The organism is Streptomyces sp. UG1 (assembly GCF_049974585.1).
Taxonomy (GTDB): Bacteria; Actinomycetota; Actinomycetes; order Streptomycetales; family Streptomycetaceae; genus Streptomyces.
In genome coordinates, this window is sequence record NZ_JBNGGG010000104.1 from 1 (window position 1) to 8,958 (window position 8,958).

Here is an 8,958-nt window from a genome sequence, read left to right on the forward strand (position 1 = left end):
GCGACACCCCCGGTGACGAAGATGTGCTTGGTCGTCGTGGATTTTGGCATGGCCAAGAGGGGGCTCCCGTGGTCGCGGTTTGGGTGCGGTGCGGCATCTGGTGGCCTACTGAAGTACGCCGTTCAGGACAGGTCCGCGCTTGTAGGTGTGGGTAACGATCTCTGTGTCGAGGTCGAGGATGTGCGGAAACGATCCGAGCCTGTCGGTGAGGAAGCCGTACAGGTGGGTCTCGTGCTCCAGGCACACATCCGCCAGCAGGTTGTGCCGTCCTGTCACGGCGGCGCAGAAGCGCACATCGGGGCAAGCGGCCAGGCTTTCGCCCACCGTTTCGATCCCTGCGGGGTGTACTTTCAGCCGGACGCGTGCCTCGACGGGACGGCCTACCCGGGCCGGGTCCACCACCGTACGCAGGTGAAGCACCCGGCGCTCCAGTAGAGCGGCGACTCGCCGTCCGGCCGTGGCGGTCGAGAAGCCGAGTTCCCTGGCGAGGTCCGTCAGGCTGATGCGCGCGTCGCCGATCAAGGATTCGGCCACGAGTTGGTCGGTGGGCGTGAGTTCGTATCGGTCGGCAAGGCTGGGCAAGGGCTGGACGATGCTTGCCCGCAAGCGCGTTTCCTCCTCTTCGGTCAGGACAGGGGCGTGCCACTGCGCCTCGGTCTTGAAATGGCGCAGCGTGATGTGCGCGTCGAGCACGTCGGCGTCGGGGAGGCCGGGAATTCCCTCCGCCATCAGGGAGTGCAGGAGAGGCTGGGACGGTGCCAGTACGACGCACCAGAGGAGGCCACTCCCTCCGCTCACGGCGGCGACGTTAGGAACATCGGTGCGCTTTGCCAATGCTCCGGTAACGGCTTCCAGACAGTCTCTGCGGGTCTTGAGGCGAACCTGCACCGCGTGGCCGAGCCCGCACCGCAACATGTCGTACTCCGCCGTGCAATGGACGACGCCCGCGGCGAGGAGCCGCTGGACCCGTCGTGCCACTGATCGCTCGTGCTCACCCAGGATGCGTCCCATCTCGGCAACGCCAGCGCGGGGGTTGACCTGGAGAGCCGCCACGATGCGTTGGTCAATCCACTCAAGGTTGTCGGATTCATTCATCACAGCAGCATGATGGCAGGATCTTTATCACTCAGGGAATGGGTGTTGTCGGATTCAATCGTCTACGGCAGACTGTTGTAGCCGCCACGAACAGTGACACGTGGTGAGCTGGTTGTATCCGAACAGGCCGTCACGGGCCGAGAGGACAGAGCTTGTTAGGCGAGAGCACCTCCGCAGCAGTCCAGGACCCCATCACCTCCAGCGTGTTCCGCTCGGTCATGGGACAGTTCTGTTCCGGCGTCACCGTGGTCACCGCCATGGGGCCGGAGGCGCCTGTCGGATTCACCTGTCAGGCGTTCTCGTCTCTCTCCCTAGACCCGCCGCGTGTGATCCTGGGTGTCAGCCGCACCTCGACGAGCTGGCCCGCTATCAGGACCCGCTCGTGGTTCTGCGTGAACGTGCTCGCGCAGCACCAGCGCCCGCTCAGTGAGCAGTTCGCGCGCTCTGGCGGTGACAAGTTCCGGAACGTCGAATGGGCCGCGTCGCCGAACGGCTCCCCCCGACTGGCCGGCGCGGCGGCGTGGATCGACTGTCGGCTGCACGCCGAGTACGACGGCGGCGACCACCTCGTGGTGATCGGCGATGTATGCCGGCTCGAGGCGTCGGCCCAGCCGCAGGCACCCCTGCTGTACCACCGCGGCCGCTATACACGGCTCGCCGACTCACACTGAGCTCGGCCTTCGCGCCGACGGCACACACGCCACCCCGGCTCTGCAGCGCAACACACTGCGGCCCTGCTGGGCGGGACGACGCCTGCGCGAACGCCTGCCCACAGCGGCCACCATGGTGTCTCAGCCGTGGAACACGATCACCACCTCGACCATCCTCCCTTCCAAGGCGCCCGTCTCAACAGGCACTTACCTCATGAAAAGGAGCAACATCGCCATGCCACAGACCACTGTCCAGGAAGAGGCGTCCGCACAGAAGTCCGGTCTACTGACGGGACTTGACGTCTTCGTCGGAGGGCCGATCCAGCACGCCATTCTGGAGAAAGGTTTTGTCGGTCACTTACAGGACGCGATCACCACGGCGATCGATACGGTCACAGAGCACGGTGGCAACATCTTCTCGGCGCACGTCGTCGAGAAGTTCGGCGCCGAGACCGCGGCTTTCACACCGGAGCAGGTCTCCGTGCGCGACTTCCGCTGGATGAAGAAGTGCGATGTCTTCGTGCCCGTCCTTCCCGTGCTGGAGGACCAGACGCTGCGGCGTACGGACGGCACCCATGTTGAACTCGGCTGGGCCACGGCTTTGGGGCGCCCCATCGTGCTGATCACCAAGCAGCCCTTCGTCGAGTCGGCGAGCCACCTTCTTAAGGGGCTGCACCGGGTGGGGTTCGTCCAGGCCATTGACTTCGAGGAGTTCACCGAGAAGCCGAGCCTGCTTATTGACGCCGTGCTCGCGGCGACCGAGCGGCAGCGAGAGGCGATCGGCGCGAGTCTCGTCGCGTAGAGCCCTTTTGCCACCCATCCGCTCATTCGCCGGACGGAGACATCAGTGTCCGATGTGACCATTCTGGGCCTGCCGATCACCAACCCTGTGATCGTCGGATCCGGACTGCTGACGGACCAGGAACGCAACATCCGCAAACTCATAGAAAGAGGCGCCGGTGCCGTAGTCACCAAGACCATCCACCCCAGCCCTCCCCAAGGGCTGGATGAGCGGATATTACGGCTGCCGGTCGGCATGCTCAACAGCACCACGTACTCCAAGCGGTCGGTCAACCACTGGCTTCAGGTGCTGCGTTCGTTCGCCGACGACCGGCTTCCCGTCATCGCCTCCCTCCATGCCGGCTCCCCGGCCGAACTGGCTGCGCTGGCCAGGGACGTCGAGGCGACGGGCTGCCGGGCGCTGGAACTCGGCATCTCGTGCCTCAACGAGGAAGACGGACTGGAGGACGACAACCCCGACCGGGTCTACGCCTACACCTCCGAAACCCGCAGCCGCACCAGCCTGCCCATGTCGGTCAAGCTGGCCATCGGCGAGGGCCTGCAGGACCGGGTCCGCGCCGCTATCGCCGGCGGGGCGGACGCCGTCACCGTCAGCGACACCATCTCGGGGGCCGCCGTGTCCCCGGCGACGGGTGACCTGGAACTCAACGGTGTCTTCGGATACTCGGGGCCCGGCATCAAGCCACTGGTCCTCGCCGCCATCTGGCAACTGCGCCGACGAGGCATCGACCTGCCCGTCCTGGGCTGCGGTGGTGTCGGCGGCGGCCGCGATGTGGCCGACTACCTCAGCGTCGGCGCGAACGCCGTGCAGGTCTACACGGCCCTGCACACCGACATGTACCAGACGCTGGAGCGCATCCTGGCGGAGACCCGGGAACTGGTCGGGGCGCAGGCCGACGCCCCTGCTCCCGCGGGCCGCGAGCCCGAGGGGGCGGTCACATGACGGGCGGGCAGCCGGGCGCCCTTCGCCTTACCGACATGACGAGCAGTCAGGTCACCGAGGCCGTACGTGGACGTAGCGTCATCTGGCCCATCGGAGCCGTCGAGCAGCACGGCCCGCATCTGCCCCTCTCGGTCGATCTGCTCCTCGCAGAAGCCGTCGCCGACGAGATCGCGCGAGAACTGGATGCCTTCACCCTCCCCGCCCAGGCGATCGGCGCGCGCTCACTGCCGCAGAGCGGCGGCGGACTGCACTTTCCCGGCACCGTGCACGTCGCCGGCGACACTCTGATCCGTTTCCTGCGAGAGGCGATCAGTTCCCTGGCGGCGCTCCCGATGGCCCGCTTCATCGTGGTCAACGGTCACTACGAGAACGAACCGTTCCTCTTCGAGGCGCTGGACCAGGTACGTGAGCAGGGGCTGCTGGACGGCAAGGAGGTTTTCGCGTTCAGCTGGTGGAGCCTGGTGCGCGCCTCCTTCACCGACGCCGAGATCCCCCGCTTCCCCGGCTGGCACGCCGAGCACGCGGGAGTCACCGAGACAAGTCTGATGCTCCATCTGCGTCCCGACCTCGTCACCGACCAGCGCCCCGACCACAATCAGCCGCCACGGGCTGGTGTCTACCTCCATCCCGTCGACGTCGAGAAGACCACCAACCACGGCATCCTCTCCTCGACGTCGGGATCGAGCGCCGCACTGGGCGAGAAGCTCCTGCGCCATGTCGTCGACGAAGCGACCACCCTGGTGCGCGACGGCGAGGGGCTGTTGTTCGCATGGATCCAGCCTGATCGCCGACGTACCGCCCCGGAGCACCGATCCACCGCACCGTCCGGAGGGAAGCAACCGTGACACGAAAGTTCCATCTCGCCTGCATCTTCAACTTCACCCCGGACGACTGGCAGGGTCCTTTCGGCACCGGAGGCTCACCCTGGGACGGCCAGTTCCACACGGAGGTGGCCCAGGCGCTCGAACGCGCCTGCTTCGACTACGTGATCATCGAGGACAAGCTCATGGTCCCGGAGAGCTACGGCGGTTCCTCCGAGCGGGCGCTCCGGCAGGGCATGGTCGTCCCCAAGCACGACCCGGTTCCGCTGGCCGCCGCGATGGGGCTGGCCACCTCCCACCTGGGCATCGTCGCCACCCTGTCGACCATGGCGTACCCGCCGTTCATGACCGCGCGGCTCGCCTCGACGATGGACAGCATGCTCGGCGGGCGCTTCGGCTGGAACATCGTCACCAGCGCCGAGGATCTGGCCGCGCAGAACTTCGGCCTGGACAAGCTGCCGCCCCGGGATGTGCGTTATGCCATGGCCGACGAGTACGTCGACGTCGTCCGGCAGTTGTTCGCTTCCTGGGACGCGGACGCCGTCGTACTCGACCGGGAGAACGGGATCTACGCCGACCACACGAAGGTCCGCCCGATCCACTTCAAGGGCGAGCACTTCAGTGTGCGGGGCCCGTTGAACACCGTGCCCTCCCCACAGCATCGGCCCGCGTTCGTCCAGGCCGGTGCCTCGCCCCGGGGCCGGGTCTTCGCCGCCCGCAACGCGGACTCGGTCATCGCCATCGCCAACGGTGTGACCGGGATGAAGGAGTTCCGTGACGACGTGCGCAAGCACGCCGAGGCGGCCGGCCGTGATCCCGACGATGTCAAGGTGCTGTTCTGCGTGACGCCCACGCTCGGGGAGACCGAGCAGGACGCGCGGGACAAATACGAGCGGATGATCTCCTCGCCGCAGTTCATCCACGACATCCTCGCCGAGACGTCCGCGCTCACAGAGATCGACTTCGCCCAGTTCGACCTGGACAAGCCTCTGCCGTACCGGTTGGAGACCAACGGCGAACAGGGGTCACTGGACCAGCTCCAGCAGTGGGGCAGCGGCAAGACCTTGCGGGAGCTGGTGATGGACGCCGCCGGAGGACTGGTCTCCTCGGTGGAGTTGGTCGGCACCCCGGATCAGGTGGCCGAGCGGATGGGCGAGGTGATGGAGGAGGTCGGCGGGGATGGCTTCATGCTGACGACCCCGGTGCTGCGGCTGAACCGCCGCTGGGTCGCCGAGGTCACCGACGGCCTCGTGCCCGCGCTGCAACGCCGTGACCTGACCCGGTCGGCATACACGCCGGGGAACACGCTCCGGCAGAACCTCGCGGAATTCTGACACCGACCGCAGGATGACGACCTCCACGACACCCCGGCTGGTCCTGGACGCAACCGCCCAGGACCTGCTGTTCAGGCAGGCGCGAACCGCGGACCGTTTCACCGACGAACCAGTCCCCGACGAGACGATCGAGGCCGTGTACGACCTGGTCCGCTACGGCCCGACCGCTTTCAACCAGCAGCCCCTCAGGATCTTCCTGCTCCGCTCCCCGGAGAGCCGCGAACGACTGGCCGTTCATCTCTCACGGAGCAACCGGGAGAAAACCCTGCGGGCACCGCTGACCTCCTTACTAGCGGTGGACAACGAATTCCACCGGAAACTCGCCAGGTTGTTTCCCGAATTCCCCGGAGCCGCGGATCTGTACGCCGAGAATCACGCCCTACGGGAACGATCTGCGTCACTGAACGGCGCATTGCAAGCCGCCTATTTCATCATCGGGATACGAGCCGCGGGCCTGGCCGCCGGACCCATGAGCGGCTTCGATGAAGACGGCGTCAACCGGGAGTTCTTCCCGGCCGGCGACCTTTCGGCGCTGCTCGTGGTGAACATCGGCCGGCCCGAGCAGTCCGGGGAACGGCCGCGCAGGCCACGCCTGGCGCACAGCGAGGTGTGCAGGACACTGTGATGCCGAGCCGTCCGGCCTTCGCCCAGCTCACACAGGCGGGCGAGGGCCGGACGGCACCTCCCGGCGTACTGTCTCGCGGTACCAGCGGCCCCACTTGTCCAGCTCATCCGTGATGGAATCCAGGCTGTGCCCGACATCGGTGAGCGCGTACTCGACCCGCGGCGGCACCTCGCGGTACACGGTCCGCGTCACCAGGCCGTCGGCCTCCAGCTCACGTAACTGGCGGGTCAGCATGCGCTGGGTGATGCCCGGCAGCGCGCGCCTCAGTTCACCGAATCGATGGGTTCCCGCGACCAGCTGCTTGAGAATGGCCAGTTTCCAACGGCCCCCGAGCATCTCCATGGCGAACTCGATCGCGCAGTGATCCGGTGCTTCTTCGACGCTGGAACGCACGCCTGACCTCCATTGGTATACCGCGCGGCACTAGGGGACGCCAAAGACCGTACTTGTGGCCCATGTTGGTACGTCCTGAAACTGAGAATATGTCAAACAAGGAGGCACCCGCACCGGTGCGAGCAATCGAAGAGACGGAGCACACGGAGCATTCAGCCGCCCCGCCGCCGAGGCAGCGGTGGCTGGTTCTGGCCGTGGTTTCAGGCAGCCTGCTGCTGTGCGGTATCGACCTCACCGTGCTGCACGTCGCCGTGCCCAGCATGAGCCGGCAGCTCCAGCCCTCTCCCGCGCAGCTGCTGTGGATCGTCGACGTCTACTCGCTCACGCTCGCTGCCCTGCTCGTGACCTGTGGCACGCTCGGCGACCGGATCGGCCGGCGCCGCATGGTGCTCAGCGGCTTCGTCACCTTCGGTCTCGCCTCGGCGGCGGCCGCCTTCTCAACATCGACGGCGCAACTCATCGCCGCGCGCGCCGCACTCGGAGTCGGCGCGGCGATGATCATGGCGTCTACAGTGGCGATCATCAGGGTCGTCTTCACCGACGACCGCGAGCGGGCCGTCGCCCTCGGCATCTGGACCTCCGCCCACAGCGTCGGCGCCACGATCGGTCCGCTGGTCGGCGGTCTGGTCACCGCGAAGTGGGGCTGGGGCGCGGTCTTCCTGATCAACGTCCCCGTCATCGTCGTCATCCTGGCCGTCGGCGCCCGGGTCATCCCCGAGTCGCGAAACCCCGTGCCCCGCCGCTGGGACCTGGCCAGTGTGGCGCTGTCCGTCACCGGCCTGGCCGGAGTGGTCTACGCACTCAAGCAGGCGGGCGAGCACGCAGGCGTGAACGGCGTCATCGTCACCACGGCCGCCGTCGGGAGCGTCCTGCTCTACGTCTTCGTACGCCGTCAGTGGCGCATCGCCGAACCGCTGCTGGACTTCTCCCTCTTCCGCGAACGCCGCTTCACCACCGCCACCTTGTGCGTCATCGGCTGCTTCGGCTCTTACGTCGCCCTGCTGTTCTTCCTCACCCAGTGGTTCCAGCAGGTGGGAGACTACTCGCCGGTGCTCGCCGGACTCGCGCTGATGCCACTCGCCGGCGCCAACGCCGTCGGCGCCGTCACGGCACCCTGGGCCGCGAGCCACTGGGGCAACCGGTGGACGCTCACCGGGGCACTCGCCCTCTTCGCCACCGCCCTTGCCACCATGGCCATCGTCGGCGACACCGCCCACTACTGGGTACTGCTCATGCCGTTGCTGGGCGCGGGATACGGCGCCGGCATCGTGATGACCCTGGGCGCCGACTCCATCATGAGCGCCGCGCAGCCCGAACGCTCCGGGGAGGCGGCCGCCATCCAGGAGACGTCCTTCGAACTCGGCGCGGGCCTCGGCGTCGCCGTCCTCGGCACCATCCTGACCGCCGTATACCGAACCGGCCTGCCCCAGGTACCTGGGCTCGACCCGGACCAAAGGGCAACGGCCGAGGAGTCGTTCACGGACGCCGACGACCTCACATCGCAGCTTCCGTCCCAGACGGCGCAGACGTTGCTGCGCGCGGCACAACAGGCGTACGACCACGGCTTCACCACCGTGGTGGCCCTCGCCGCGGCCGGCCTGGTCGTCACCGCCGCTATGGCGGCGGTCCTGCTGCGCCCGCCGAAGAGGGGATGACCAGCCCGAAGGTCATGACCGCTTCGTCACCCGGTGCGAGGCAGGCCCGCCGCGCCGGCTCGCGCACAGCGACGGCGATGGACTTTGGGCCGAACCCTCGCCAGGGGGGCCGGAACCTCGGAATGGGCACCCGCTGCACCCCATCGGGACGACAAGCCACGGGGCACGGTCGCCGACCACCCGTTCACCCCCGACCACCGCGCGGGAGCGCCCTGAGCAAGCCAGGCGCGCAACCGGCTCACTCCTCCGACCCGCGGCACTCCAGACCGCCCCGCTGTTCGATTGAGGGGCGCACCATATACCCCCTACGCTCGACCGAGGAAGTCGTGATCTACATCACGAGGCATGGATCGACCACCGCAGGGAATGATCGGGATAAGACGAGCGAACCGGGCATTTCATTTCCGCGGGACATGCGCGGGACGGCGAGCCTGACAATCCTTCAGGCAGGCCGTTGACCTGCGAAAACGCGCAGGAATCCAACGCTCCGGAGCCGTGTGTGCAGGTTCGAATCCTGCCGGGGGCACTCCGGGAAAGGCTCCTGATCTGCAGAGAGGCCGTCAATGAGCTTGTTTCGCTTTGACGGACACCATCGGTGTGGTGGTCAGGCCGCCAGGGCGGCCTCGTAGTCAGCGGGACTG

9 protein-coding genes are annotated in these 8,958 nt (G+C 67.1%); 7 read left to right on the top strand and 2 right to left on the bottom strand.

From position 1 onward, the window contains the following. Positions 1–105: 105 nt before the first annotated feature. Complete coding sequence (locus tag ACP4J3_RS50195) at positions 106–1,095, bottom strand: Lrp/AsnC family transcriptional regulator (RefSeq protein ID WP_426544907.1); 990 nt, start codon at positions 1,093–1,095, stop codon at positions 106–108. A 203-nt stretch (positions 1,096–1,298) separates the two neighbouring features. Here ACP4J3_RS50195 and ACP4J3_RS50200 point away from each other — a divergent pair, with 203 nt between their 5' ends. The 6 genes from ACP4J3_RS50200 (at position 1,299) to ACP4J3_RS50225 (ending at position 6,269) form a co-directional block, all read left to right on the top strand. Next, positions 1,299–1,766 carry a flavin reductase family protein gene (locus ACP4J3_RS50200; RefSeq protein ID WP_426544909.1) on the top strand — a complete coding sequence of 156 codons (468 nt, stop codon included), beginning with the start codon at positions 1,299–1,301 and terminating at the stop codon, positions 1,764–1,766. Positions 1,767–1,878: 112 nt separating this feature from the next. Beyond that, positions 1,879–2,547, top strand: a complete 669-nt coding sequence (locus ACP4J3_RS50205; RefSeq protein ID WP_426544911.1) for a hypothetical protein — start codon at positions 1,879–1,881, stop codon at positions 2,545–2,547. A 45-nt stretch (positions 2,548–2,592) separates the two neighbouring features. Continuing rightward, complete coding sequence (locus ACP4J3_RS50210) at positions 2,593–3,489, top strand: dihydroorotate dehydrogenase (RefSeq protein WP_426544913.1); 897 nt, start codon at positions 2,593–2,595, stop codon at positions 3,487–3,489. A 35-nt stretch (positions 3,490–3,524) separates the two neighbouring features. Continuing rightward, positions 3,525–4,334: a creatininase family protein gene (locus ACP4J3_RS50215; RefSeq protein WP_426544915.1), complete on the top strand. Its 810-nt coding sequence runs from the start codon at positions 3,525–3,527 to the stop codon at positions 4,332–4,334. After that, positions 4,331–5,644, top strand: a complete 1,314-nt coding sequence (locus ACP4J3_RS50220; protein ID WP_426544917.1) for an NtaA/DmoA family FMN-dependent monooxygenase — start codon at positions 4,331–4,333, stop codon at positions 5,642–5,644. The genes ACP4J3_RS50215 and ACP4J3_RS50220 overlap by 4 nt, the downstream gene beginning before the upstream one ends. A gap of 13 nt (positions 5,645–5,657) precedes the next feature. Beyond that, entirely contained in the window at positions 5,658–6,269 is a 612-nt protein-coding gene (locus ACP4J3_RS50225; protein ID WP_426544919.1) for a malonic semialdehyde reductase, read from the top strand. A 27-nt stretch (positions 6,270–6,296) separates the two neighbouring features. Here ACP4J3_RS50225 and ACP4J3_RS50230 read toward each other — a convergent pair whose 3' ends face one another. Beyond that, entirely contained in the window at positions 6,297–6,662 is a 366-nt protein-coding gene (locus ACP4J3_RS50230) for a winged helix-turn-helix transcriptional regulator (RefSeq protein WP_426544921.1), read from the bottom strand. A 116-nt stretch (positions 6,663–6,778) separates the two neighbouring features. Between ACP4J3_RS50230 and ACP4J3_RS50235 the strand changes: the two genes are divergently transcribed. Next, positions 6,779–8,317 (top strand): MFS transporter, encoded by a 1,539-nt coding sequence (locus ACP4J3_RS50235; RefSeq protein WP_426544923.1) that lies wholly within the window; start codon positions 6,779–6,781, stop codon positions 8,315–8,317. The last annotated feature ends 641 nt before the right edge of the window (positions 8,318–8,958 follow it).